The organism is Bradyrhizobium sp. sGM-13 (assembly GCF_018398875.1).
In the GTDB taxonomy this organism is placed as follows: Bacteria; Pseudomonadota; Alphaproteobacteria; order Rhizobiales; family Xanthobacteraceae; genus Bradyrhizobium.
In genome coordinates this window covers 166454-190411 of sequence record NZ_JAGWDK010000001.1, presented here as the reverse complement: position 1 = coordinate 190411, position 23958 = coordinate 166454, and the positions used below count along the sequence as shown (strand labels likewise).

Here is a 23958-nt window from a genome sequence, read left to right as displayed (position 1 = left end):
ATCACGAGTCAGGGGACACTCCTCAGCGGGCAAGCCGCGCACGCAAGCGGTCTAAGAGACCCGGGCGAGGGAACGTCGGTCCGGACGAAACTTGTCCACTCCTGACCTGCTTCTCGTACTCCTTTATCTCTTGCTTTCGTCGCTCGCGCGCCTCGGTCAACGCTGCATGCTTGACGAAATGGGCAACTTTGTCTTCTGCGACCAGAGCCCTTGTCTGCTCCTTGGTCAGCTTGGCAGAGTCATCGACCATCTTGAGCTCGGTCAGAAACGACGGGCGCAAAAAGCCAAGCGCTTTCTCCTGTTCGAGCTCGGCCAATGTGAGAGCGCCATCGCCAAGCATGCGGCGGACCTCGTTCGACCAAAGGTATCCGTTTGGATTGTCCGCGGAAACCCACGGCTGTGTAGGCATGTCCGTGTAGTGGATCAGGCATGTGGTGTCGTCGTAATATTCAAGGCTATTCCATCGGAAGGGCACCCGGTAGGAAACTTCGTCTTCACGCAGGATGCACAGGTTCTGCATCAAATCTTCATAGCTGTAGGAGTCGTCGAGCCCGCGCACGATCGCCTCTGGATCCCATTTTGCGGCTTCGCAATCTATCAGCATTACCGAGCATTGCTTGACCCGCTTGCCCGGCGCAAATGCCTTCCGGTGTTTGGCGTGTTGGCCTGGAAGCTCTTCCTGAACGACGACTTTCGCTCCTTCGAAATCGACCGACCATAATTCGCGAATGTCCTTGAACACCAGCATGTCGGCATCGGTGTACAGTGCCCTGCCGCGGTAATTGGCGAGCCTCGGGATGGCGAATCGGGCAAAGCTGAACCCGGTTCGCTGGCGCTGCCGCGGGTCGCGAGGTTCTGGCAGCTTGACGTCGATGAGGGGTGTGACTTCGACTGGAAGATCGGTATGGCGTTTTACCGAGTATTCCAGCACCTTGACGCCGACCATTTGCGAGCGGTCAGTGCCAACGAATATTCGAACCGGCGTTTCAAGCGTCACACGTCGTCTCCATCAGATTGGGTAGGTACGCTAGGCGTTTGGGCGTGGTCGCGCGCATTGACCTAGCGCAAGACGAGCAGGTATTTTAACTGAGCGTGGCACTCAATACAAGGATGCCTGCCCAGGGGTCTTGGCGGCTTGGAATTGCTCTACGCGGCTGGTCCAAAGCCCGCGCTCCGGAACTGAAGTCTTTGTTTGGATAGTTTCGGTCCGCTGTTAATGGCAACCAGTCGCTTCCCTCCGAAGCTCCCCAACTCATAGCCGTTTGGAATTCATTATGACGCTTTGGTCGAGTATCTGGAAAAGAATTTCTTCGGCTGCGGCCGTCGGCGTTGCCGGCAACAAGATCGAATTTGGCGGCTTTGATCGGCATCGCGTGCCGACGCGCCACGTCGATGCAATGTCCGACGACGATCTCAGGCATTTGAACGCATTGCTTCCATGGAGATGCTTCACGGTTGATAGTCATGGCCGCCGTTTCGGCAACATTGCGTGGAAGGGAAAGCGCGACGCGCCGCAGGTCATTCCTGATAGGCGCATCCAAACGATGAATCAGATATTCAAATTGAGCGGCAAAACGGTCCTCGAGGCGGGTTGTTTCGAGGGTGTACATACTGTGGGCCTGCTTGGCTTCGGAGCGAAAGTGGTCGCCGTGGATTCTCGCATCGAAAATGTGGTGAAGACCATCGTCCGCTGCGCGATGTTCGGCTACTGCCCGAATGTCTTTGTGTGCAACTTGGATCTATCTTCTGATCTCGCCACACTACCTGAAACAGACCTGATACATCATGTCGGGGTACTCTACCATCTCAAGGATCCCGTTCGACACTTGCTTGCTCTGGGTAAGGTCGCGAAGGAGGGGATCATGCTTGACACACACGTCGCGCTTCCCGATATGGCACGCAGCGTGTACGAGGTCGACGGAAAGCAGTACCGCTACCAACATTACAAGGAAGGTGGCACTACCGAAGTGTTTTCAGGCATGTATGATCACGCCAAATGGTTGCTTCAGTCGGATATCGAGGCCTTGCTCCGACAAGCGGGCTTTGCCTCGGTCAGGATTGTCGAGGAGCGGCAAGAGCGCAATGGTTGTCGTATCCTGCTTTTTGCCAGTCATTGAAGGCAAATGGCCGTGTATGTTCTGACATGCTGTGCGGCTGATTGATGGCATGCAAGGCTCTAACTTCTGTTTACAAGCAGTTGCCGAGTACTCGCTGAGCGCGGGTTGGTGCAGACCACGCAAGACGCGTTCCGTTACTAACTGTTTCTTTAGGGACTGGCTATGGCACATACCGAACTCCGAACATCCAAATCCCCAAAAGGCAATGAAGCGGCGATTACATCCGCATTGAAGACGCTTGAGGCAGAAGCTGAGGGCGTTCGCGCGCTGGCGGCAGCACTAGCCGCGGATCTTGGTAGTGCCTTTGGGGAAGCGGTTGAACTTATTCTCAATACAAGTGGACGTCTGATCGTCACGGGTCTCGGCAAGTCGGGCCATATCGGACGCAAGATTTCCGCTACTTTTGCGTCCACCGGGACGCCTGCCTTCTTTGTGCACGCTGCGGAAGCGAGCCATGGCGATCTCGGTATGATCACCGACCGTGACGTCATTCTGGCGCTGTCGTGGTCCGGCGAACAACAGGAAATGAAGAACCTTATCAACTACGCCAGTCGCTTTAAGATTCCGCTGATTGTGATGACCGCGAATGAACGTTCGACCTTGGGGAGGGCGGCCGATATAGTCTTGGCTTTGCCTAGAGCGCGCGAGGCTTGCCCGCATGATCTGGCGCCTACCACTTCGTCGTTGATGTTATTGTCGCTAGGCGACGCGTTAGCGATCGCGCTCTTGCAAAGTCGCGGCTTCACCCCAGTCGATTTTAGCGTGCTGCATCCAGGCGGCAAGCTCGGCGCCATGCTAAAACATGCGCGAGATCTGATGCATATCGGTCATGCTATGCCACTGAAGCCGCTCGGTACGAACATGGCTGAGGCATTGATCGAGATGTCGTCAAAGGGATTCGGTTGCATTGGTATCGTCGACAGTTGCGGCGACATCGTCGGCATTATAACTGATGGCGATCTGCGCCGGCACATGCGTCCAGATCTGACGAATGCGAGGGTAGAGGACGTGATGACGAAGAATCCGAAAACGGTCACCGCCGATTGTCTTGCCGGCGAGATGCTCCAAATGCTCAATGCCTCAAAGATCACCGCGGTTTATGTGACTGATGCGGCAAAACCAGTTGGCATCGTGCACATACACGACTTGTTACGAATAGGTGTTGCCTAGGATAGCGCACTGCAATTGCAGCATGCTCTAGGCATTGATAACAAACAAGTCGTCGTCCAGTGCTATTCCGATTTCACCGGAATCGCCGAAGCTTGACCCTTGGCAAGCGTGTCGAATGCCATCAGAGTCCGTACCAGATCTTCGAACTCGCGCAACGGCACCATGTTGGGACCGTCGGACGGGGCATGGTCGGGATCGGGATGGGTTTCGATGAACACGCCGGCGACTCCGACCGCGACCGCTGCCCGCGCAAGCACCGGCACGAATTCGCGCTCGCCGCCGGATGACGTGCCCTTGCCGCCGGGCTGCTGCACCGAATGCGTGGCATCGAAAACGACGGGGGCACCGGTGGTCCGCGCAAGGATCGGCAGTGCCCGCATGTCCGACACTAGCGTGTTGTAGCCGAAGGACGCGCCGCGCTCGGTGATCAGCACGTTGCGATTGCCTGCGCTCGTGATTTTAGCGACGACGTTGGCCATATCCCACGGTGCGAGGAACTGCCCTTTCTTGACGTTAACGACCTTGCCGGTTGCCGCCGCTGCCAACAGGAGATCGGTCTGCCGGCACAGGAAGGCCGGGATCTGCAACACATCCACGGCCTGCGCGACCTCGGCGCATTGTGAAACCTCGTGGACGTCGGTGAGTACGGACAGTCCAAGCGAGGCGCGGATTTCGGCGAAGATTGGCAGCGCCTGTTTCAGTCCGATGCCGCGCGCCGCCGCTGTGCTGGTGCGGTTGGCCTTGTCGAAGGAGGTCTTGTACACGAGGCCGATTTTCAGCCGTGTCGCGATCTCCTTCAGGGCGCCGGCAACCTCGAGCGCATGCGCGCGGCTCTCGAGCTGGCAAGGGCCGGCGATGACCGACATCGGTAGGTCATTGCCGAATTTGACCATGCCAGCGGCGACTACCGGCGCGGCTGTAGGAGTGATGTTCAAAATGTTTTCCATTGTTTGTACCCGAACCATGCCTGACCAGGCTACAGGCATCAATCCCTGAAAAGTCCCGCAGTGACTCAAAGCAAGTCAGCGGCTCTCGCTGGACCTAGACCGCTCCACGAACTGTTTCAGCGTCTCCGGCGAAGGCTCAAACAAATTCATTTCGAGGAACTGACGGACCACGATATCCGGATGAACTTTGTCGATATAGGCGGTATCGAAGTCACGCCACAAGATAACCGTTTCACGAAAATGCTCCGAGAAAAATGGCATGAGCGACGTGAAGAAGCTATTGCGAAATACCAGCACCCTGGGCAGCCTGTCATCGTCGATCTTGTACACAAAGGTCGGATGAAACGAATCCAGGGTAGGAAACTGCATATAGGGACTTGTCGGATCCCTTCGGCTGCGGAAGCCGCCGCTTTTCGTCACCGCGTAAATTGTTTCCTTCATGTGTGCTCTCAAATTGATCAGCGCGCTGAGGTCACCGCCGACGTCCTGTTGCGGGGTGATCGCATATTCAGACCAGGGAGATGGATCAGGGATGTTGACGTTTGCTTTTTGCAGCGCCGGAATGATTTCTGCGTTGGCGAAATAGCCCGCCTGCATGGTCCAATGGATATCGGTCGGAACAAACAAGGGGGCGAGGTGCTTCGCGTTGCGAACGCCATCGCGGGTATCGATGACGATGATTTCGGGGTATTGCTGCTTAACATATGCCAGGATCTGATCGGTCGCACTCGACCCCAGGGACCGCTGCGCCCAGTCTGGCAGATTTTCCGGATAGATCGTTTGCTTGTTTGGAGCAATTACAGCGGCATAAGTCATTCCCCGCGACGTGACGGCGTCGTATTGGCGCTTGAGACCATCGGCAACTTCCTTAAGGTGGCTCTCAGGCACGACGTAGCGCCCGCGGTACGCGTCTATCTGTTCAAATTGCGTGTAGTACATCCAGCGGTGCTTGCCGAATAATGTGTGGCCAGATCCGGTGTCATAGTTGCCGAACACGCGATACTTAACCACGTTGTAGGAAGTGAGCAGCCAGTTTCGCAGCCCGTAGTTATCTTTGAGGTATGCATCCAACTCGCGCGCGAAGGTTCGAACGGGACGGTCCTTCCCCGGCAGAGACGGAAATGCCGCAGCGTTTCGCTTTTCGTCGCGCAAGACGGCCGCGGAGCCTTGCCAGCAATGGATCACAAGCGGCGTTGCGATCATGATCACGAACGCGGTGGCAAACAATCCGCTAAAATCAAGTGCGCGCCCCTTCGGTCGGTCATGAAGCATCATGTTCAGAACCGGAAGTAAAGAAACGGATTATGGGTTTGGGCAGTTACCGCCATGCTCGACAGCACGAAGCAGGATATCGACAAAGCCACCTGCGCCGCACGAGCGACACCCCAGGATAGCCGCGAAACTTGCCGGAAGCGCTCGATCGCCGCGGACATACAGGGCACGAGGGGCGCGCTGAACAAGATGGCCAGCAGCGTCAAGACCAGGACCTCGGTGGTGAAGTAGACCTCCAGCGGATACAGGTTTCCTCGGAACTCTGCGAAGTTGAACATGTGGGAGATCAGACTGAAGGCCTGCGGTAGATCGTCCGCCCGGAAGAACACCCATCCGATCAAGACGACCAGCATCGCATAGCCGTGACGCAGTACGCGCCAGGTACGCTGCAACACGGCCGACAAGAATGATCGCTCCAGAATGAGAAAAAGTCCGTGCCAAAGGCCCCAGACGACGAAATTCCAGGAGGCTCCGTGCCAAAGTCCGCACAAGAAGAAAACGATCAGCAGGTTCAGGTAAGTACGCCCGGGCGACACCCTGTTGCCTCCCAAGGGAACATAGAGATAGTCCCGAAACCAGTTTGAAAGAGAGATGTGCCAGCGCCTCCAGAATTCCTGGATCGACTGCGCGACGTAAGGATAGTTGAAGTTCTCCGGGAAACGAAATCCGAACATGCGCGCGAGGCCGATCGCCATGTCGCTGTATCCGGAAAAGTCGAAGTAAAGCTGAAGCGCATATAGTATAGCACCCAGCCACGCTAATTCGAAACTGAGCTGCGACTGCTGCAATCCAAAAATCTGATCGACCGCGACCGCGAGTGGGTTTGCGATCAGCGTCTTCTTGCCCAGCCCGATCACAAACCGTGAAGCGCCGATGCTGAAATCCTGCCAGCTCATCCGCCGGGTCAGAAATTGTTCCGCGATCTCATGGTAACGAACGATCGGACCCGCAATGAGCTGAGGGAAGAAAACAATATACAGCGTAAAGACGTGGAAGCGACGTTGTGCGGGTGCCATCTTCCGGTGGATGTCGACGATGTAGGAAATCGCATGAAAGACAAAGAACGAAATGCCTAACGGCAGTTGGACGTGACTCACGACGAATGGAAGCGAAACAACTTCCGACAGGTTAGTCAGCACGAATCCGGAGTATTTATAATAGGCCAGGATTGTAAGATTGATCGCTATGCCCGCCACCAGTGCCGCACGTCTGCGAGACAGGCTTGCTTCCTGCATCGCGAGGCCCGACAGGAAGCTGACGACTACGACAAGGAAGACGATGTATGCCTTGTCGGATTCGCCGTAGGCATAAAAAGCGACGCTGAAAACAAGAAGTACCATATTGCTCGCGGACACCGAGCGTGTGAATGCCACGGCGAGCAGCAGGAGCGGCAGGAAGTAAAACAGAAACGTGACGGAGCTGAAGACCACGGGTTAAGTCCGGCCGCCGATTGTGCGAGCCAAGCGGCCCAATTGTCGTGTCTTGTGAACGAGTGTCATCCAGGCATTCGCCCTGGCACTCTCAAACTGCGGGAGGGCCCCATACTTGATCAGATCGGGATCCGTACCGGCGTATTGGGCGGCATCCGGATGACGTTCCATCAGTTGCCTCAGGAGATTCTGTATAAGCTGCTTGGTGCGCGCTTCCGAGCGGCCGGGCTCATGATGGCAGGTAACCGAGCCGACATAGACGTGCTTCAGTCCCAACCGCAGCGCGCGAATGAAAACATCAGCATCGTTGTATTGCGAGCGGAACGTTTCGGTGTCGAGAGGGCCGACATTGGCCCAAGCCGCCTTGGAAACAGCAGCGCATCCGAAACTGCTTCCGGCGGAGTAATGAACGGTAGATGCAAACGTGACGAGTTCATTTTCTCGAATGATGGTGTGGCTGCTCTTCTGCGCCGGCCGTATAAATACGCCCGACGAAACCAGGCGTCCGCCTTCGCCGGTGAACAATGGACCGGCTGAAGCCACGCCGGGAGTGGCGGCCCAATCGGAGATAGTTTGCAGCGCATCGAGATGAGTGAAGGCGGCATCGTTGTTCATCATCACCGTCACGTCGCCCGAAGCGGTCTCTATGCCCAGATTATCCTGCGCTGATTTATTGAACGGCTTGTCGTAGCGGATATGACAAACCTCTGCTTTGGCCGACAGCAGACGTGCCGCTGAAGATGCAATGCGCGCAAGACTGTCGGGGGACGATTGATTGTCAATCAACAGCACTTCGAGCCGGCTGCGCAACTTCTGACTCGCAAGACTCTCCAGGCATGCTTCCATCAGCTCCGGCTGATCGCGATAATTGATGATAACCGATATCTTATCGGCCCGTGCGGACGGTGCGGGGGGCGGCGCGATTGGATTGTAGACTGACGATTTGACGGAGCGGGTGAAGCGAAGAATGTCGGAGCTGAATGCGATAGGCCGCTCCTCATCGATGATTCTCAATAGTGCCCGCGACGTGGCTCCCGGTGCTTCATCTCCGACAAAGTCTGCGCGAACCGCACAACGCCCAGCGTGATCGACCTGCTGATAGAAAAGCTTGTCTGGCCTTGGCCACACGAGCCGAAACGCCTCGGGACGAAACCCCCGCCGTTTCTTGACGATAAGGTCGTCCCAAACCAGTGCGGCGGGATGGGCGCGACAGGCCTCTTGTAGACTGACTTGCCATCCCGCCGTCAGCGGATATGCGGGATCGATTTCAACAGCGTACGTGACGTTGCCGACTATGACCCGGCGGAGTTGGCTTTTCATTGGACTCTGTTGATTCGGACAGCGGAATGGGTTAGTTCGTCGGTCGGAAGCCTGGGCCCGGCATGCCGCAGCCGCCCCGGTCTTCGAGTATCTGTGAGCCCGGCGGCGGAGTTGATCCCGTTCAAGGGTTTGGTGATAAACGAAAGTTGTGCTTTCCGTCAATCGGAGTATTGCAACCGCTGAGGCTGTCTTCGTGATGGAAATTGCGACGTTTGAAGTTCCTGACGTGAAACTCCTTGGTCTTCGTCGGCATGCCGATAAGCGAGGATTTTTTTCCGAGACTTATAACAGCGCGGCGTTGCGCGAAGCCGGTGTCATGACGAATTTCGTTCAGGACAACTATTCTTTCTCTCTCGCCAGGGGCACTGTTCGCGGGTTGCATTTCCAGCTTCCGCCGGCCGCACAGGCCAAGCTCGTGATGGTTTTCGCAGGACGAATTCTGGATGTGGTTGTGGATTGCCGAAGCGGTTCGCCAACTTATGGCCGCCATGTCGCGGTCGAGTTAAGCCGCGATTCGTGGAGCCAACTCTATGTCCCCGAAGGATTCGCTCATGGCTTTTGCACGCTCGAGCCCGATACGTCAGTGCTTTACAAAGTCTCCGCGCCATATGTCCCGAAGCTCGATAGTGGTGTGTTATGGAACGATCCAGACCTTGGCATAAAATGGCCGGTTGAAGCTGACGCCGCTGTGATTACCGATAAAGACCTGGCGTTACCGCGCTTTCGCGACCTAGCTGATCCATTCGTTTATCGCAATTGAATCTCATGAAAATACTGGTCACAGGGGGCGCAGGATTCATAGGCTCTGCCGTATGCAGGCTTCTGATCGAGGACACTGACGCAGAGGTTGTTAATGTCGACAGGCTGACATACGCCGCATCGCCCGAAGCAGTTGCCTCGCTTACGACGAGTAATCGTTATCGCTTCGAGCATACCGACATTTGCGACTCAGAGACCATCGACCGTATCTTTCGTGAGCAGCAGCCGGATGCCGTGATGCACCTCGCCGCAGAATCGCACGTCGATCGATCGATCGACGGTCCCGAGGCGTTCGTCGAGACCAATATCGTCGGGACGTTTAAGCTCCTTCAGGCAACGCGTCGATATTTCGAGCGGTTGCCGCCGGCGCGCCGGCAGCATTTCCGTTTCCATCACGTCTCAACCGATGAGGTCTTCGGAACGCTCGGTGCGGAAGGTGCATTTGGCGAGGACTCACCTTACGCTCCGAACTCGCCTTACTCGGCGAGCAAAGCCTCGGCGGATCACCTGGCTCGCGCCTGGCATCATACGTTCGGTCTGCCGGTGGTGATGTCAAATTGCTCCAACAATTATGGACCTTATCAGCATCCCGAAAAGCTGATTCCACTGATGGTCACCAACGCCATGCGTGGTCGGCCGTTGCCGGTTTACGGCACCGGAATGAATGTGCGGGATTGGCTGTTTGTCGACGATCATGCACGGGCGCTTTGGCTTGTCCTTAACCGCGCACGCCCCGGAGAAAAATACAACATAGGCGGCAACGCCGAGAGCACGAACATCGACTTGGTTCGGTCGTTGTGCTCGATCCTCGACGATCTGATCCCCAATCGGCCGCACCGGAACCACGCCGATCTGATCTCTTTCGTTACCGATCGTCCGGGGCACGATCTTCGCTACGCTATCGATTGCAACAAAATCCGCCGCGAACTGGGATGGAAGCCCCTCGAAACCCTCGCGTCGGGATTGCGTCGCACGGTAAAATGGTATCTAGCTAACCATGACTGGTGTGAGCGGGTTCGCGCGCGGGGATACGACAACGCGCGGCTAGGCGTGCTTGAGCCTGCCGCAACACCATGAGCCGTCTTGTCGGACCGGTAGTCGTTTTTGGCGCGGCGGGGCAGGTTGGCCGCGAACTGCTGAGGCAACCGTCGATCGGCTTGCCTGTGGTTGGCTTCACGCACGAGGATGTCGATATCAGCGATGCTGCCGCTGTTCGCGTTGCAATCGACAGGCTTCGACCTTCGGTCATTATCAACGCCGCGGCCTATACGGCTGTCGACAAGGCGGAATCCGAAGCGGAGCGCGCGTTTGCCGTTAACGGGCAGGGCGCGGGTAACCTTGCGCAAGCTGCTCAGTCGCAGGGATCGACTTTGATTCATATCTCCACGGATTACGTGTTCGACGGCCGCAAACGCGAGCCCTACGTCGAGGACGATCCTGTCAATCCACTCAGCGTGTACGGACGCAGCAAGCAGGCCGGCGAACGGCTGGTGACCATAGGGTGCGAACGCCACATTATTCTCCGGACCGCATGGGTCTGCGGCACACATGGATCGAACTTTGTCAAGACGATGCTGCGGCTCGCAGGCGAACGGGAAGTTGTTCGTGTGGTGGCCGACCAGTGGGGAACGCCCACCTCCGCCGGTGATTTGGCAGCAGCCATCTTCGCGATCATCACCGGGCTGTCCGAAGGTCGCGACGCGTTCGGGACGTTTCATTTGACGAACTCAGGAGCCACCACTTGGCACAGTGTCGCTGCCCACGTCTTTGCCTGGCTTACCGCGAGCGGCCGCACCGCGCCGCGGCTCGATGCTATAACGACAGCGGAATATCCGACGCCCGCAGCGCGGCCGATCTATTCGATACTTAACTGCGGCCGGATTTTTCAAGTTTACGGCGTCGCCTTACGGCCCTGGGAGCGCGCGCTGGATGATATCCTGAGCGGTCTTCATAATGACCTAGCAGAACAGCAACGGAGCGGGACATGAAGGGTGTTATTCTTGCGGGCGGTGCCGGCACAAGGCTTTATCCGGTAACGCTCGGAGTCTCAAAGCAGTTGCTTCCGGTTTACAACAAGCCGATGATTTACTACCCGCTGACGGTGCTCATGATGGCCGGCATCCGTGACATTTTGCTGATCAGTACGCCCCATGATCTGCCGCGCTTCAAGGAGTTGTTTCGGGGCAGCCAGAAATGGGGCATTCGTTTGTCATTCGCCGAGCAGGATCGTCCGCGCGGCCTCGCGGACGCTTTCATTGTCGGCCGCGATTTCATCGGTGAAGATGGCGTTGCGCTAGTGCTTGGTGACAATCTGTTCTTTGGCCACGGCTTGCCCGATGCCGTTGCACGAGCCGCGGCTCGCAAGAATGGGGCGACGGTTTTTGTGCATCCCGTTGCTACCCCGGAGCGATATGGAATTGCTACATTAGATGCCAATGGGCGCATCGCGGCGTTGATTGAGAAGCCGAAAGTCTCTCCCAGCAACATGGCCGTCACTGGGCTCTATTTTTATGACAACCGCGTGGTCGATATCGCAGCGAAGCTGAGGCCCTCGGCGCGGGGTGAAATTGAAATCACGGATGTCAATATCGCATATCTGGAAGCGGGCGATCTTCACGCCGAGGTTCTTGGGCGTGGCTTCGCTTGGTTCGACACTGGAACGCATGATTCATTGCTTGAAGCCTCTGAGTTCATCCGCACGATCGAACATCGACAGGGATTGAAGATTGGCAGTCCTGAAGAGACCGCGTGGCGATTTGGGTTGATCGATGACGCGCAACTAGAGACGCTTGTGCAACCGATTTTGGCAAGCGAATACGGCGCCTATCTCAATAGCCTGCTGAAACGAAATTGAAGGCAAGCCCTGCTCGACCAGGATTGCATCCCGTTCGTCAGCCAGTTTGGACTGGTTCTCGTGATCGTAAGGGGAGGGCGACGGAGAGCAAGGCCAGAGGAAGAAACGTTAGCGAACCGCCGCTACATCAGAACAGGCGGATTGAGATTTCGCCAGTGTCTGGCGGGCAATTTCAAGATCGGTCGGGGTGTCTACGCCGCGGGGCACTGTGTCGACGATGGTGACGTCGATCCGCATGCCGGCCTCGAGCGCCCGCAGTTGCTCCAGTTTTTCCTGCCTCTCCAGCGGAGAGGGCGACAGCCGCACGAAGCGATCCAGGGCTGCGCGGCGATAAGCATAAAGCCCGATGTGATGGTAACGCGGCCCGTCGCCCCAGGGCACCGTGGCGCGGGTGAAATAGAGCGCGCGCAAGCGCCGATCGCCGATCGGCGAGCCAACCGCCTTCACCACGTTGGGATTAGTGCTCTCTTCCTCGGTGTGGATCTGGGCCGCCAGGGTCGCGATATCGACGGCGGGGTCGGCCAGCGGCGGCAGCACGTCCCTGATATTGACAGGCGAAATGGTCGGGAAATCGCCCTGCAGATTGACCACGATTTCGGTCTGGCCCGCGGGATCGATGGCCCTGAGCGCCTCATAGATCCGGTCCGAGCCGGAGGGGTGGTCAGGCCGCGTCATCACCACCTCGCCGCCATGGGATCTCACGGCGGCCGCGATCTCGGGCGTGTCGGTGGCGACCGCCACCCGGCCGATCCGGGCTTCTTCCGCTCGCCGCAATACATGGACGATCATCGGCAGGCCGCCGATGTCCAGGAGTGGTTTTCCGGGCAGGCGGGTCGCCGCCATGCGGCTGGGAATCAGCACCAAAGTGCGGGGGTTGGTCATTGGAACGGCGTCAGGTCGGCTGGCGAAAACAGGCCGGAAATCGTGGGGATTGGCGGAAAGTTGCGGCGTTTTATACGGGTTGCCGGAGCCCCTGGCAAACCGATATCTCGATCCACTGGCTCTCGCACGGATCGTACCAGTCTCGTCACCATCGCATGTCAACGTTCTTTCGAGTGTAGGAGCGGCCTCAAAAACCGTTCAAGGTTTGCACTCGAGAATAGATAGCCTCTCCCGCGGGCGGCACGAGCCGCCTCAAAATCTGTAAGCTTGTCTCCGACGAGCATGCTTCGACGAACGTCCACTGGAAAGCGCTAAGATCATTTATCATGCTGGCCGCAGGGTTTGCGTCGGTCACTAGCGCGGCGGTAGCGCTCAACAATTGCCTCAGGATGGAATGGGCAGTACTCGAATGCGTCTATATCACTGTGCGGACGAGTTTGAGAACGACGGCAGCCCAGCTTCGATCATCCGTAGTCGCCGCTCTTTTTTTGAGAGGGATCAGATAAATGAGTGGGCCCCGACTAAGCAGGCTTCCAGGCTTTGTGTCGATCGATATCACTCTGCACGATGGTAGTGTTTCGGTCTATCTCTTGCAGGACGACGATTATTGATCTCGCGGAGTAGGGACATGCGTCGGTTTTGAGCGCTATTTAGCAGAGCTTCAAAGCCAAGATGCGTGGCGCATCAACTCGTATTTTTCGAGTGATTCACCAGGCAGCAGCAAAGGAGGGGCGATAGTGAGTCCAACTCCGCGGGTAGTGCAAAGGTCGAAGCGGTATTGAGGGAGCATTCATGTTGTGAGCCCCTCGGGCGTTGATGTGTGCGAGGGGTTAGGTAGTATCGGGGTCCCTTCTTGGCCCCCGGTCTGGCTGGCGTCCCACAGTTTTTTGGCAATAGGCATTGGCGCGATCTGCATATTCGCCCACCAGGCTTTTTCGTTGCCGTGCCGATGCAAATCTTGGTGGTGCGTGCGGCAGAGTGGCACCGTAAACTCATCGCTGACCTTGCGTCCTAAGGCGCTCTGTTGGGCGAACTTCAGGTGGTGTGGGTCCGATGGGATTTGTTGGCAGATCACGCAAGGCTGTCCTCGTACGAAGGACAGGTGCGCCTTGCTGCGCTTGCGCATAGGCTCCTTCGGCAGGGCGAGCGTAGCCGCCGGACCTTGTGGAACGGCGGGGACAGACGGTTCTGTCGGTGAGGTCGTCAGATTCTCCGAAGGAAGTGCGGCTTCGCCCAGCTTCTGCTGATAGGCGACCTCGATCAACCGGGCATCCGCCTCCAGCAGAGCGTTCTTCCGGGGGAGTCCGTCTTTGGCCCAGGCGAGTAGCTCATTCTCCATGGTTAAGCTGCCGATCTCACCCAGCATCTGGTGCCGCAGCTGGGCGGACTGATCTACGCCAAGCGTTGGCGGACGGTGCAGAACGGGCTTATTGCGTTTGCCGTCGGCTGCGCGCGTCTCATTCGGCCGGGGCGGTGGTAGGCCGGGCAAGGCGTCAGGTGCGTCCAAGTCGTCCTCGCCCGCGATACCCACCAGTGCGAACAGGGCGTAGCGCCTGGCATAGGTCAAGGCCGCCCCCATCCGGTGCGGCGCATCGGTGTCCTTCGCGGCACATACCGGCCAGTCGGCCGAAATCCATTCGCCTGATGAATGGGCAAGCAGAGTGGTCAGACGAACTTGCCCCGAACTCGGCTCGATCCGGGTGGTTTGGATAGTTGCAATCTCCTGCTGGCTCAAGGCCTTGCGCACAATGTCCAGGCCGCTTGCAAGAGAGGCGTAGCGGAACGTGCGGTCCTCCTCGCGCGGAAACGGCGAGCGGATCGTGGCAACTAAGGTTTTTTCCGGGTTGGTCAGCTCGGCCTGCGCTCTGGCAAGCGCCGCCGCGATCGCGCCGATGCGCTCACTAGACTGATCCATTGAAGCCCTCCATGTGAATCGGGTCAAAGCTGATCGCGCCGGACTTCGAGCGCTTCGCGCGGATACCGTGTCCGTACGCCTCCTTTGCGTCTTCAGGGACGAGCTTTTTGAGGTCCGCTTTTGCGCTCTCGTGATTCTGGTGCGCGCTGCGAGTCCGCAAGTAAGTCGCGGCAAGGTCTGCCCAGGAGTTCGACGGGTTCATGTCGACGACCTTTACGGCTCGAGCCGTGGCCGCGGAACTTCGATCCCAAAAAGCGAAGGCGGATCGCCTGTCTGCACACACCGCCAGAACTTTTTCTCTGCCGTCAAAAGGAGATGTTGGTAGAGCGGGTCGGCATGCACCTGGATCTCCACCCATTTGCCGCCCCCGGTAATGATCGAAAGCACTGCTGACTTTGCTGCCGCCACCCACATATTGTGCTGGAGCTGGGCCATGTGCTTCTCGGCCGCAGCTTCCTCGGAAAAATTCCAAGGCAGCATGAACTTGGATTCGAACACGGCCCCGGTCTGTTGCACCAGGCCATCCAGCGTCGCTGCCATCCATTTGTGGATAGGGTGGCAGATCCTCCTTTGGACGTCCGCGACCGCGTGGCCGGTGTTGCGCTGGTACCACGTGCGGTTGAGGTCCTCAGTGATGGTACCGAGCTGCACGATGAGATGGTACCGAGCTGCACGATGAGATTCTGGCTTAGGTCCTCCGGTTCGAGTTCGCCCCTTTTCTCGCGCCACAACCGCGTGAGCGCTGTCTGGTCATCGCCCATGATGATCCGAGCGTCTGATCCGCCAATAAAGGATCTACGATCCCACATCTGCTTTGCCGAATTGACCGACTCCATTCTATGCTCCTAGAGTTCAAAATAATGCTCACATGGTGTAAAATTGCCCATATGGTAGAAAATGTCAAGCGGCGAAACGAAACTCTTTTTGGCGCGCAGATTCGCGCCGCTCGTGCTCTCCTAAGGTGGAGTGCAGCGGAGTTGGCGGAGGAGTCGGCCGTCGGCGCAAATACGATTCGGCGGGCGGAATCAGAGGACGGCGTGACGTCAATGACGGCCGCAAATCAGCGCGCCATTCGGCAGGCGCTAGAAAACGCCGGAGTTCAATTCATAGACGAAAACGGCGGAGGTCCTGGTGTTCGGCTAAGCAAACCGACACCACGGTAGCGCTGGGCGTCTTTGCCGGACTCAACACAGGACAGTTTGAAACAAGCGCCAGCTGTCTGCGAGCAACTGACCAGCACTTGCAAGAATAACGACTAATCTAAGTGTCAACTAGCGCAGAGTCGTAAACACCGCGTTTTCCGTCAGCGATTAGATGTCGACGAACCGGACGTTGATGCCAGGACCGGTTATCTTCCGCACCACATCGGTCAGCGCGAGTTCGAGGTTGGCGCGGGCCTCGGGCGTCATCCTGCGGGGAGCTTGTCCAGCACCGGCTGCGCGGTTATATTCGTCGATGCGGCCCTGACCGGACAAGTGATCCTTGGAAGTTAACTCCAAGACCGTCGCCCCGGCATGGGCCGCGCCGCTTTTCATGCGCTCCAATTGCCCCGGCTCGAGGACGTAAGCGGTCGAGATCTGGTACCGGCCGTTCTTGAGATGAGCGCGGAAGCCGATCATCCGGTCCACGTCAGCGCGTTTCACGATGTCGATATCGCCGCTTCGCTGGGGGATCGCGACGTCTGGGGCGGACAGCACGCTCTCGACATGGTCGCGCACTTGCTCGGGTGAGGAGAACGCCTCGGGGTGCTTCTTCGAAAGCGCCGTGTAGTCGGCCCAGAACCGACCATGCGGAAGCTGTAACTGCTGGAGCAACTCGGGCGCGTCGACCTCTGCCCCTGTGAGGGATGACGAGCGGCGGACGATTGAAAACCGCGCGATCGACGCCTGCTCGCCCGTCAGCCGCCGCTCTCGGCTTCCTTGGTCCGCTGGTCAAGGATCTTGATGACCTCTTCGAGGCGATCGCGGAACGATTTCAGGTCGTCGGCCTTGGCGAACGGCTTGCTCCGCTCTTCCCGCAGGCTCGGCAGCCGCCGCTCGGCTTCCTCGATCTTCGAGCGCATGTAGCGGCCGGTGAACTCGGATTCGTTCTCGGCCTCCGTTTCCAGCTTGTCGAACAGTGCCCGGGTGGTCTGAGGTACAAAGCCCTTGGTGTCGCGCCCGAACCTCTGCTCGATTCCTGATCGGTAAGAATCCGGTCCTCGAGCGCGTGGAACGCCTCGTGGAAGGTGGTATCGAGTACCTGTTGGAGCGGATAGGAGGGGTCGGCGAGCGCCACCGTGATGAGGGCTTCTGCCGGCAGATAGGTGCCGGCCGCCGTTTGCGCGTCCGGTTTGAAAGCGCCCCAACCCTGCGGCGGGGCTTTCAGCGGATAGCCTCAGCCCAGCACCAAATCGGTTCGCCCTTAGCGAGGTGAAGTCGTGCAACCGGAGCTACCAATTCTGTGGAGCGACAGAGCGGCCCGTTCGGGCTGCGTAGTATGTGCGCATGTCCGACCACCAGAAATACTCGACGCAGAACCAAGCTGAGCTGATTGCGGCTTATGCCGCAAGCCGAGGGCTTACAATCGTCCGCACCCATGCCGATGAAGGCTTTAACCGTTTTGGAATAGGTTGGCGCAAGGAGCTTATCGCTGACGTTCATCGGAACGCGCAGGTTTTGATTGCGTCCTAGTCTATGACGTTAATGTTCCAAGCCGCGGTGGGCCAACTCACGACACTTCGAGGCATTCGTGGCGACCGGTGCTCTGGATTCCCGCATCTCCGGCACCGGGCCGAGCAGTCTTTTCACCCGGGCTTCGAAATTCTGGGGATGGCGGGCGACGAGCTCCGCTGTGAGCGGAAGAGCCACGCTCGGCCTATTTGTTGCCCTGCAGGTGATGACGGGCTTCATCTATCAGATTTATAGCAAGCAGGCACGTCTCCAAAAGACGCGAGTTGGCTTTCACGAGGCCAGGTAATTCGCCGAGATAATCGCCTACAAGCAGCTCAGCTTCTTCTGCGATGGTCTGGTTGGCTTCAATATTGGCTATTAGCGAGCTCTTATATATCCGCCGGAGAGCGGAACTTAGTTCAGTTAATTGTTCGGCTTTGTTGCTGCCGCCGGGACCGCGGAGGACCGCGCGCAAGGCCATGCATCCTGTTCTCAGGATCTTGCGCTGCGCATTGAGCAGCTTGACCTCTTGTTTCAAGTTCAACACTTTCTCAGGCGCTGGTGGCAGCAGAGGCCTTGCAATTCTCCTGCGAGTTGCGGGCTCAAGGCCGGCGCATTCGAGCGAAGGCTTGGGAGAGCGGTGAAGGCATCCTGATTCGCTCGAAATGGCAAGCTGTGGTGCTGCCCGCCGATCGTTTGTCCTCAAGCTTTCCACATAGCATCAGATTAGGTGCATAGAGGCTCTTGGCTAGCATTCTTTAGTTTGTGTACGGTTCTCGGCTGTTAGGGTTGCGGCTCCAGCACGCGCCGCCGTGCGCTTCTACAAAGAGAGCATTCAAAGTGTAGCTATGCCAGTGCATGTCGAAATATGAACGACCGCTTGATATTTGGTCGGCAGAAAAAGGCTGAGCGAGATTAACAGGATCAACGCTTGTTACGTGAATAGGTCAAGCAGCCATGTCTGTTAAGTATGAACCCGAACTCGACCACGTCAGTTTCGATTGGAGTAGTGACGCTGCGACCATTGAAGCTGACTTATTTGGACGCCGCGTGCAGATACTCTCGAAGGTCGGTTTTTATCTCGAGTACGGCACTCCTGATGAACCCGGATATATCGGAGATCTCGCGTCGATCCATTTGATACGGGAGATTGCTGGCATTCTCGCCAGGGCTGCTGCCATCGCCGTGGATGGAGGCTTCAAGGCGTCGCACCGTCTGATTGCAACGCTGAGGGCTGTTGAGCAGGACCCGTCCCTCGTAGGCTCCAGGCGCGTGGAGCCCGAGGCGTTGGGCAGCTTCGCACAGTCTTACCAGCGCGCAGACGAACCGCCAGGCACATTTTGGTTCGATGTGACTGAGCCATGGACGCCGGTGAGGCCAACCGCCGCCCAAATTCGAATTGCCGCCAAGGAGGCGATGCGTCGCTTGAAGGGCGAGGCCAGGCGTGGTCGTCGAAAAAAGCTGATGGTTGAGCATCTGGCGTTCGAACTTCGGGGGATATTCTTGCGCTTCAATCCACGGATAAAGAGACACTCTGTCCAAAGTGCAGACAGAAACGGGCGACCAAAGCAGGTGGAAGCGGGGCCATTCATCGAATTTTTGGAAGAAGTTATCGCCCCGCTCAATGACTATTTGAGGTCGCTTCCGAACCATTACGGAGAGCGAGGACCGTTATCGGCCGCATACATTGCGAGGATCGCGATCTCCTCGGACCTGAAGGAGTACCGGCGCAGATTTCGGGGATCGAGCGCATCGAGTTCCCCTCCTTCAACGGCATAGGCGCCTTTCATCTGATCCTTTTCGTGCTGACGCGGTAGCCAACTTAGGTTGATCAGGTCCGCTCTGGCCTGGGGCCTCTGCATGAGAGGGAATTGTCGCCATAACTTCAGCAGAGACGTCTGCGCTGTCGAGCCTCCATACGTTCGTGGATTTAAGTCCGCTAACCAGGAAGGAGGCTACCTCATGGAACGCTACGGCGCAGAGTATTGGATCGATCAGCGCGATGTGCCCGAGGAATTGGTATCATTGGTAATGACGCTGCCGCGCTTGTTGCCGGGGGAAAAGCCCGAACAGTACTATCAGCTGCTTGAAGGAATGGTGATCGATCTTTGTCCCGAAGAGACCGTGGAGTGGATGTGGATTGTCGAGCTCGCTGCGCTCTGGTTTGAAATCAGCCGGCTTCGGCTGTTGAAGCATGCTCTCATTCCGACTGCCCGTGCAGACGTGCTGGATAAAGCTCTCGCCAAGACCCATCCCGACGCGGGGACACCCGGCACCAATCATTTGACGCGCGTCAAAGCGCGTGCCGAGCGCCAGACGCTGATGAAGAATCCGACCGATGTCGAACTGAACACGCGTCTGAGAGCGTACGGCTATGACGGGGACGCGCTTCATGCGCTTGCTTTCACTGAAAGTGCGGAAGCAATCGGATTCATCGATAAGATGCTTGCGTCGGCTCGTAAGGAGGTCCGGGCGATCACGAGAGAGATGAAGAATTATCGGAATTTTTATGTCCGTCTCAACGACGCAAAGTTTCGTTTCTATGACGAGCAGCGCGAGCTCGAGGCCGAGCGCTCGGCAAAAATCGCGCAACAGGAGAAGACGAGCCACGCATGTAAGGACCAAGAATGATCTCCGGTCGTCGCGTCTCAGCTAACCAACGCAACGCGAAGCTGAGCACCGGACCGCGGACTCAAGCAGGAAAGGCGCGTTCAGCCAAGAACGCGTTGGGCCACGGTCTTTCCATCCCAATCACCCGAGATCCAATTGGGCGGTTACACGTCGAGCATCTTGCGAGGATTTTATCCGGTCCTTCGAATAATCTCCGGTCGTACGAACACGCGTATATGCTTGCGGAATCGTGCTTAGAATTGAGGCGCATTCGAGCGGCGCAAAGCGAGGTGCTTGCCGCGCTTGCAGGGGCTCAAACAGCGATCCAAAGCATTGAGCTAGCTCGAGCGGCTGCAAAGATCGGCCGATATGAGCGGCGTATTCGTTCGAAGCGCAAAAAGGCTCTTGCCGAGTACAGGCAAGACGATGAAGTTCTGAAGGAGGTGTTCTCATAACTTTTTGGCAGAACGAACCCAAGCGACAAAACGAGGAAGAAAGCGCATTTAGAATTTGGCAGAACGAACCCAATCTAACACGACAGCGAACGGATTAAGCATGAGCGCATCCGGGTACATGAGTAGGGGCCGAAGAGAGCACCGGGAGCGGGCGCTAAGATTAGCGCTCGTCCGCGATCACCTTGCCGTCATTCGGCAGCGAGCCTGCGCCAACCAACTCGACATTGCCGCCGAGCTTCGTCACCGCGCGCAGCGTTGCTGCGAGCTCGCTCTGAAGCGCTTCGCCTGGCGTGGCTGTCTCCGCCTTCAGCGTCATCACATCGCTCTCGCCTAATCGCGTGACGATGAGGCGCAGCCGTCCGAGTTGCGGATGGCGCTTGCCGATCTCGGCGATCTGCTCGGGGCGGACGAACATGCCTTTGACCTTGGTGGTCTGATCAGCGCGGCCCATCCAGCCTTTGATGCGCATGTTCGTGCGTCCGCATGGGCTTGTCCCGGGCAGCGCGGCGGTGAGATCGCCGAGCGCGAGCCGGATCCAGGGATGCAGCGGATCGAGCGAGGTGACGACGATCTCGCCGACGTCGCCGGGCGCCACCGGATCGCCGGTGCCGGGACGCACGATCTCCATGATCAGGTCCTCGTTGAGGACCATGCCTTCGCGCGCCGGCGTCTCGAACGCGACCATGCCGAGGTCGGCGGTGCCGAACGCCTGATAGGCGTCGATGCCGCGCGCCTTGACTTCGTCCTGCAGTGATTTCGGAAACGCCGCGCCGGAGACCAGCGCGCGCTTGATCGAGGAGACATCACGCCCGGCATTCGCGGCGGCATCGAGCAGGATCTTGAGGAAATCAGGCGTGCCGCTATAGCCGACTGGTCGGTAGGCTTCGATCAGTTCAAACTGCTGCTCGGTATTGCCGGGGCCGGCCGGGATCACCGCGCAGCCCAGCGCCCGCGCCGAGGCGTCGAAGATGAAGCCGCCGGGCGTCAGATGGTAGCTGAAGGTATTGAGCACGACGTCGCCGGGCCGAAAGCCGGCCGCGAACAGCGCCCGTGCGCCACGCCATGGGTCGACGTGAACGGGCTCGGGCTCGAAGATCGGTCCCGGCGAGGTAAACAGCCGTCCGAACGACCCAAGCGGCCCCGCCACAAACCCGCCGAAGGGCGGCGCGGCCTTGTGCAGGGCAGGGAGTTCCGATTTGCGCAGCACCGGCAACTCAGCAAGCGCGGCGCGGCTGGTCACGGCGGCGGGATCGATGCCTTTCAAGCGCTCGGCATAGGCCGGCGCGGCGAGCGCCTTGCGCAGGACGTCCGGAAGCTTTGAAAACAGCTCCGTCTCGCGTAGGTCCGGCTCGCGCGTTTCAAGGGCGTCGTAGTGGTCGGTCATGGCTGATGCCTCAGGTGAGGGCCGATTGCGTGCCGGCTCTGACGTGCTATCAGATGGCTTCTACCGGTGTTGATGTTCCAGGGAACGCAATGGCTGAAAGAGATACTGCTGCGGCGGCAGACACGCTGGATTCGGCCGATATCGTAGCCAAGCTGAGGCTTCGCATGGTCGAGCATTGCCTGCCGTTGTGGTCGACCGAGGGGTGGGACGACAGAGCGGGCGGCTTTATCGATCGGCTCGATCCGGACGGCCGTGCAGACTGCCTGGCGCCGCGTCGGGTTTTCGTGCAGGCGCGCCAGATCTATTGCTTCGCCAAGGCGGCGCAGATGGGCTGGTATCCGCAGGGGCGCGCGATCGCGCTGAAGGGGCTGGAGCACCTGCTGGCGAAGGCGAAAGCCCCCGACGGCAAGCCGGGCTTCGTGCACACGCTGCAGCCCGATGGCGCCGTATTGGATCCGCTGCGGGATTCCTACGACCACGCCTTCGTGCTGTTGGCACTGGCAACCGTCTACGCGCTCGATCGCGATGCGCAGGTCCGCGCCGAGATCGACGCACTGTGCCACTTCGTCGAAACGCAACTGCGTTCGCCGCACGGCGGGGTTCACGAAGGATTGCCGGTATCGCTGCCGCGGCGGCAAAACCCGCAGATGCACCTGTTCGAGGCGATGATTGCCGCGTTCGACGCGACACATGACCTCGTGTTCCAGAACCGGGCCGGCAATTTCTTCAGCCTGTTTCTGGCCAACCTCTACGATAAGCAGCGGCAGATCCTTGGCGAATATTTCGAGGAGGACTGGTCGAAGATCGAGCCGGTCAGTGTCGAGCCCGGGCATCAGGCGGAATGGGCGTGGCTGCTGAAAGGTTTTGAGCGCATCACCGGCTGTCCGACCGGGCGCTATCGCGGCGAATTGCTGGCAACAGCGCTGCGCTATCGCGACGAGGCGACCGGCTGCCTGATCGACGAAGGCGACGCCCGCGGCAACATCAGGCGGCATACGCGCCGGCTGTGGCCGCAGACGGAAATCGCCAAGGCGTGGATCGCGCAGGCCGAAGCGGGCGAGGCAGGCGCGGCCGATGAAGCGCGCGCGGCGCTGGCGCGGCTCGAACGGCACTATCTCAACCATCCCGTCACGGGCGGCTGGTACGATCAACTCGACCGCGACGGCAACTCCCTGGTCGCCACCATTCCCGCGTCTTCGTTCTATCATGTTCTCTGCGCGGTCGCGGAAGCGGAGCAGGTGCTCGGTTGAGCATCTGAGTCTTTTGTTTTGACGCGTTTTCTTCACGCGAACCGGTCTCCACTTCGCTCGAAAACGCTATGGCTCACAGCCACCGCTTTCGCCGCTTGAAGCTCTTCAGGTTCTTGAAACTCTTGCGCTGGTCACCGGCGCCGCCCAGGTAGAACTCCTTGACGTCCTCGTTGTCGCGCAATTCGTCAGCGGTGCCGTCGAGCACCACCTTGCCCTGTTCCATGATGTAGCCGTGGCTCGCGACCGACAGCGCCGCACGCGCGTTCTGCTCCACCAGCAGGATGGTGACGCCGAGGTCGCGGTTGATCGCTTTGATGATCCCAAATACTTCCTTGACCAGGAGCGGCGACAGGCCCATCGACGGCTCGTCCATCAGGATCATCTTGGGGCGCGCCATCAGCGCGCGGCCGATTGCCAGCATCTGCTGTTCGCCGCCGGAGAGATAGCCGGCGAGCCCGGTGCGCTCCTTGAGCCGCGGGAAATATCTGAACACCATGTCGATGTCGGCGGCGATCTCATTGTCGGTGCGCGTGAACGCGCCGAGCTTCAGGTTTTCGATCGACGTCATGTCCGCGATGATGCGGCGGCCTTCCATCACCTGGAAGATGCCGCGGCGCACGATCTTGTCAGGGTCGATGCCGTTGATGCGCTCGCCGTCGAAGATGATTTCGCCGCGGATCACTTCGCCGTCCTCGGTCTTGAGCAGACCCGAGATCGCCTTCAACGTCGTCGACTTGCCGGCGCCGTTGGCGCCGAGTAGCGCCACGATCGCGCCCTTCGGCACCTCAAGGCTCAAGCCGCGCAGCACCAGGATGACCTTGTCGTAGACCACCTCGATGTTGTGGACGCTGAGCAGCGGGGCGGCGGCTTGCGCGGCAGTCTTCGCAGGACGATTGAGTTCGGTTGCTTCAGTCATATCCAATCACCTCTTGCCGTCATCAC

24 protein-coding genes are annotated in these 23958 nt (G+C 58.5%); 11 read left to right on the top strand and 13 right to left on the bottom strand.

The window, feature by feature from the left end:
* Positions 1–22 precede the first annotated feature (22 nt).
* Positions 23–946, bottom strand: coding sequence for a glycosyltransferase (locus tag KJQ96_RS00900; RefSeq protein WP_213284828.1), 924 nt, complete (start codon positions 944–946; stop codon positions 23–25).
* Positions 947–1274: 328 nt separating this feature from the next.
* Between KJQ96_RS00900 and KJQ96_RS00895 the strand changes: the two genes are divergently transcribed.
* Positions 1275–2117, top strand: a complete 843-nt coding sequence (locus KJQ96_RS00895; RefSeq protein ID WP_213284827.1) for a bifunctional 2-polyprenyl-6-hydroxyphenol methylase/3-demethylubiquinol 3-O-methyltransferase UbiG — start codon at positions 1275–1277, stop codon at positions 2115–2117.
* A 162-nt stretch (positions 2118–2279) separates the two neighbouring features.
* A complete protein-coding gene (locus KJQ96_RS00890) occupies positions 2280–3287 on the top strand; it encodes an SIS domain-containing protein (RefSeq protein ID WP_213284826.1) in 1008 nt (335 codons plus the stop codon).
* Between the two features lie 62 nt (positions 3288–3349).
* Here KJQ96_RS00890 and kdsA read toward each other — a convergent pair whose 3' ends face one another.
* From kdsA to KJQ96_RS00870, 4 genes are all read right to left on the bottom strand, one after another.
* Positions 3350–4234 carry a 3-deoxy-8-phosphooctulonate synthase gene (kdsA, locus tag KJQ96_RS00885; protein WP_375293127.1) on the bottom strand — a complete coding sequence of 295 codons (885 nt, stop codon included), beginning with the start codon at positions 4232–4234 and terminating at the stop codon, positions 3350–3352.
* Positions 4235–4309: 75 nt separating this feature from the next.
* Positions 4310–5509 carry a hypothetical protein gene (locus KJQ96_RS00880; RefSeq protein WP_213284825.1) on the bottom strand — a complete coding sequence of 400 codons (1200 nt, stop codon included), beginning with the start codon at positions 5507–5509 and terminating at the stop codon, positions 4310–4312.
* A gap of 2 nt (positions 5510–5511) precedes the next feature.
* Positions 5512–6936 (bottom strand): MBOAT family protein, encoded by a 1425-nt coding sequence (locus KJQ96_RS00875; protein ID WP_213284824.1) that lies wholly within the window; start codon positions 6934–6936, stop codon positions 5512–5514.
* A gap of 3 nt (positions 6937–6939) precedes the next feature.
* Positions 6940–8256, bottom strand: coding sequence for a glycosyltransferase family 2 protein (locus KJQ96_RS00870; protein WP_213284823.1), 1317 nt, complete (start codon positions 8254–8256; stop codon positions 6940–6942).
* A gap of 196 nt (positions 8257–8452) precedes the next feature.
* Here KJQ96_RS00870 and rfbC point away from each other — a divergent pair, with 196 nt between their 5' ends.
* From rfbC to rfbA, 4 genes are read left to right on the top strand one after another with little or no spacing between them, the layout of a single operon-like run.
* A complete protein-coding gene (gene rfbC, locus KJQ96_RS00865) occupies positions 8453–9016 on the top strand; it encodes a dTDP-4-dehydrorhamnose 3,5-epimerase (protein WP_213285105.1) in 564 nt (187 codons plus the stop codon).
* A 5-nt stretch (positions 9017–9021) separates the two neighbouring features.
* A complete protein-coding gene (gene rfbB / locus KJQ96_RS00860) occupies positions 9022–10092 on the top strand; it encodes a dTDP-glucose 4,6-dehydratase (protein ID WP_213284822.1) in 1071 nt (356 codons plus the stop codon).
* Entirely contained in the window at positions 10089–11003 is a 915-nt protein-coding gene (gene rfbD, locus KJQ96_RS00855; protein ID WP_213284821.1) for a dTDP-4-dehydrorhamnose reductase, read from the top strand. Before rfbB ends, rfbD begins: the two co-directional genes overlap by 4 nt.
* A complete protein-coding gene (gene rfbA, locus KJQ96_RS00850; protein ID WP_213284820.1) occupies positions 11000–11869 on the top strand; it encodes a glucose-1-phosphate thymidylyltransferase RfbA in 870 nt (289 codons plus the stop codon). The genes rfbD and rfbA overlap by 4 nt, the downstream gene beginning before the upstream one ends.
* A 108-nt stretch (positions 11870–11977) precedes the next feature.
* Here the strand turns inward: rfbA and KJQ96_RS00845 are convergent, their stop codons facing one another.
* The 3 genes from KJQ96_RS00845 to KJQ96_RS41930 all read right to left on the bottom strand — a co-directional run bounded on the left by KJQ96_RS00845 (position 11978) and on the right by KJQ96_RS41930 (position 15317).
* A complete protein-coding gene (locus tag KJQ96_RS00845) occupies positions 11978–12751 on the bottom strand; it encodes a 3-deoxy-manno-octulosonate cytidylyltransferase (RefSeq protein ID WP_213284819.1) in 774 nt (257 codons plus the stop codon).
* 790 nt (positions 12752–13541) lie between these two features.
* Positions 13542–14666, bottom strand: coding sequence for an ERF family protein (locus tag KJQ96_RS00840; protein WP_213284818.1), 1125 nt, complete (start codon positions 14664–14666; stop codon positions 13542–13544).
* A 213-nt stretch (positions 14667–14879) separates the two neighbouring features.
* A complete protein-coding gene (locus tag KJQ96_RS41930; protein ID WP_375293126.1) occupies positions 14880–15317 on the bottom strand; it encodes a YqaJ viral recombinase family protein in 438 nt (145 codons plus the stop codon).
* 236 nt (positions 15318–15553) lie between these two features.
* On the opposite strand from KJQ96_RS41930, the gene KJQ96_RS40030 reads away from it, so the two are divergent.
* On the top strand, positions 15554–15829 hold the full coding sequence (locus tag KJQ96_RS40030) for a transcriptional regulator (RefSeq protein WP_235983980.1): 276 nt from the start codon (positions 15554–15556) through the stop codon (positions 15827–15829).
* Between the two features lie 147 nt (positions 15830–15976).
* Here KJQ96_RS40030 and KJQ96_RS00830 read toward each other — a convergent pair whose 3' ends face one another.
* Both KJQ96_RS00830 and KJQ96_RS00825 read right to left on the bottom strand, forming a co-directional pair.
* Entirely contained in the window at positions 15977–16480 is a 504-nt protein-coding gene (locus tag KJQ96_RS00830; RefSeq protein WP_213284816.1) for a hypothetical protein, read from the bottom strand.
* A gap of 83 nt (positions 16481–16563) precedes the next feature.
* Positions 16564–16728: a hypothetical protein gene (locus KJQ96_RS00825; protein ID WP_213284815.1), complete on the bottom strand. Its 165-nt coding sequence runs from the start codon at positions 16726–16728 to the stop codon at positions 16564–16566.
* Between the two features lie 424 nt (positions 16729–17152).
* On the opposite strand from KJQ96_RS00825, the gene KJQ96_RS00820 reads away from it, so the two are divergent.
* Positions 17153–17338 carry a hypothetical protein gene (locus KJQ96_RS00820; protein ID WP_213284814.1) on the top strand — a complete coding sequence of 62 codons (186 nt, stop codon included), beginning with the start codon at positions 17153–17155 and terminating at the stop codon, positions 17336–17338.
* Positions 17339–17522: 184 nt separating this feature from the next.
* On the opposite strand, the gene KJQ96_RS00815 is transcribed toward KJQ96_RS00820, so the two are convergent.
* Complete coding sequence (locus KJQ96_RS00815) at positions 17523–17861, bottom strand: hypothetical protein (RefSeq protein WP_213284813.1); 339 nt, start codon at positions 17859–17861, stop codon at positions 17523–17525.
* Between the two features lie 413 nt (positions 17862–18274).
* Here KJQ96_RS00815 and KJQ96_RS00810 point away from each other — a divergent pair, with 413 nt between their 5' ends.
* Both KJQ96_RS00810 and KJQ96_RS00805 read left to right on the top strand, forming a co-directional pair.
* Positions 18275–19096, top strand: coding sequence for a hypothetical protein (locus tag KJQ96_RS00810; RefSeq protein WP_213284812.1), 822 nt, complete (start codon positions 18275–18277; stop codon positions 19094–19096).
* Between the two features lie 183 nt (positions 19097–19279).
* Positions 19280–19948 (top strand): hypothetical protein, encoded by a 669-nt coding sequence (locus KJQ96_RS00805; protein WP_213284811.1) that lies wholly within the window; start codon positions 19280–19282, stop codon positions 19946–19948.
* A gap of 594 nt (positions 19949–20542) precedes the next feature.
* Here the strand turns inward: KJQ96_RS00805 and KJQ96_RS00800 are convergent.
* Complete coding sequence (locus KJQ96_RS00800) at positions 20543–21766, bottom strand: phenylacetate--CoA ligase family protein (RefSeq protein WP_213284810.1); 1224 nt, start codon at positions 21764–21766, stop codon at positions 20543–20545.
* Between the two features lie 89 nt (positions 21767–21855).
* On the opposite strand from KJQ96_RS00800, the gene KJQ96_RS00795 reads away from it, so the two are divergent.
* Positions 21856–23016: an AGE family epimerase/isomerase gene (locus KJQ96_RS00795; protein WP_213284809.1), complete on the top strand. Its 1161-nt coding sequence runs from the start codon at positions 21856–21858 to the stop codon at positions 23014–23016.
* A gap of 73 nt (positions 23017–23089) precedes the next feature.
* Here the strand turns inward: KJQ96_RS00795 and KJQ96_RS00790 are convergent, their stop codons facing one another.
* The gene (locus KJQ96_RS00790; RefSeq protein WP_213284808.1) at positions 23090–23932 is read right to left on the bottom strand and encodes an ABC transporter ATP-binding protein; all 843 of its coding nucleotides are present in this window, start codon (positions 23930–23932) and stop codon (positions 23090–23092) included.
* Between the last annotated feature and the right edge of the window lie 26 nt (positions 23933–23958).

Excerpts from the sequence above, each read along its gene's own strand:
- KJQ96_RS00900 (WP_213284828.1), bottom strand. The coding sequence starts at position 946 with ATGGTCGGCGTCAAGGTGCTGGAATACTCGGTAAAACGCCATACCGAT.
- KJQ96_RS00895 (WP_213284827.1), top strand. The coding sequence starts at position 1,275 with ATGACGCTTTGGTCGAGTATCTGGAAAAGAATTTCTTCGGCTGCGGCC.
- KJQ96_RS00890 (WP_213284826.1), top strand. The coding sequence starts at position 2,280 with ATGGCACATACCGAACTCCGAACATCCAAATCCCCAAAAGGCAATGAA.
- kdsA (WP_375293127.1), bottom strand. The coding sequence starts at position 4,234 with ATGGAAAACATTTTGAACATCACTCCTACAGCCGCGCCGGTAGTCGCC.
- KJQ96_RS00880 (WP_213284825.1), bottom strand. The coding sequence starts at position 5,509 with ATGATGCTTCATGACCGACCGAAGGGGCGCGCACTTGATTTTAGCGGA.
- KJQ96_RS00870 (WP_213284823.1), bottom strand. The coding sequence starts at position 8,256 with ATGAAAAGCCAACTCCGCCGGGTCATAGTCGGCAACGTCACGTACGCT.
- rfbC (WP_213285105.1), top strand. The coding sequence starts at position 8,453 with ATGGAAATTGCGACGTTTGAAGTTCCTGACGTGAAACTCCTTGGTCTT.
- rfbB (WP_213284822.1), top strand. The coding sequence starts at position 9,022 with ATGAAAATACTGGTCACAGGGGGCGCAGGATTCATAGGCTCTGCCGTA.
- rfbD (WP_213284821.1), top strand. The coding sequence starts at position 10,089 with ATGAGCCGTCTTGTCGGACCGGTAGTCGTTTTTGGCGCGGCGGGGCAG.
- rfbA (WP_213284820.1), top strand. The coding sequence starts at position 11,000 with ATGAAGGGTGTTATTCTTGCGGGCGGTGCCGGCACAAGGCTTTATCCG.
- KJQ96_RS00845 (WP_213284819.1), bottom strand. The coding sequence starts at position 12,751 with ATGACCAACCCCCGCACTTTGGTGCTGATTCCCAGCCGCATGGCGGCG.
- KJQ96_RS00840 (WP_213284818.1), bottom strand. The coding sequence starts at position 14,666 with ATGGATCAGTCTAGTGAGCGCATCGGCGCGATCGCGGCGGCGCTTGCC.
- KJQ96_RS40030 (WP_235983980.1), top strand. The coding sequence starts at position 15,554 with ATGGTAGAAAATGTCAAGCGGCGAAACGAAACTCTTTTTGGCGCGCAG.
- KJQ96_RS00825 (WP_213284815.1), bottom strand. The coding sequence starts at position 16,728 with ATGCGCTCGAAGATCGAGGAAGCCGAGCGGCGGCTGCCGAGCCTGCGG.
- KJQ96_RS00820 (WP_213284814.1), top strand. The coding sequence starts at position 17,153 with ATGTCCGACCACCAGAAATACTCGACGCAGAACCAAGCTGAGCTGATT.
- KJQ96_RS00810 (WP_213284812.1), top strand. The coding sequence starts at position 18,275 with ATGTCTGTTAAGTATGAACCCGAACTCGACCACGTCAGTTTCGATTGG.
- KJQ96_RS00805 (WP_213284811.1), top strand. The coding sequence starts at position 19,280 with ATGGAACGCTACGGCGCAGAGTATTGGATCGATCAGCGCGATGTGCCC.
- KJQ96_RS00800 (WP_213284810.1), bottom strand. The coding sequence starts at position 21,766 with ATGACCGACCACTACGACGCCCTTGAAACGCGCGAGCCGGACCTACGC.
- KJQ96_RS00795 (WP_213284809.1), top strand. The coding sequence starts at position 21,856 with ATGGCTGAAAGAGATACTGCTGCGGCGGCAGACACGCTGGATTCGGCC.
- KJQ96_RS00790 (WP_213284808.1), bottom strand. The coding sequence starts at position 23,932 with ATGACTGAAGCAACCGAACTCAATCGTCCTGCGAAGACTGCCGCGCAA.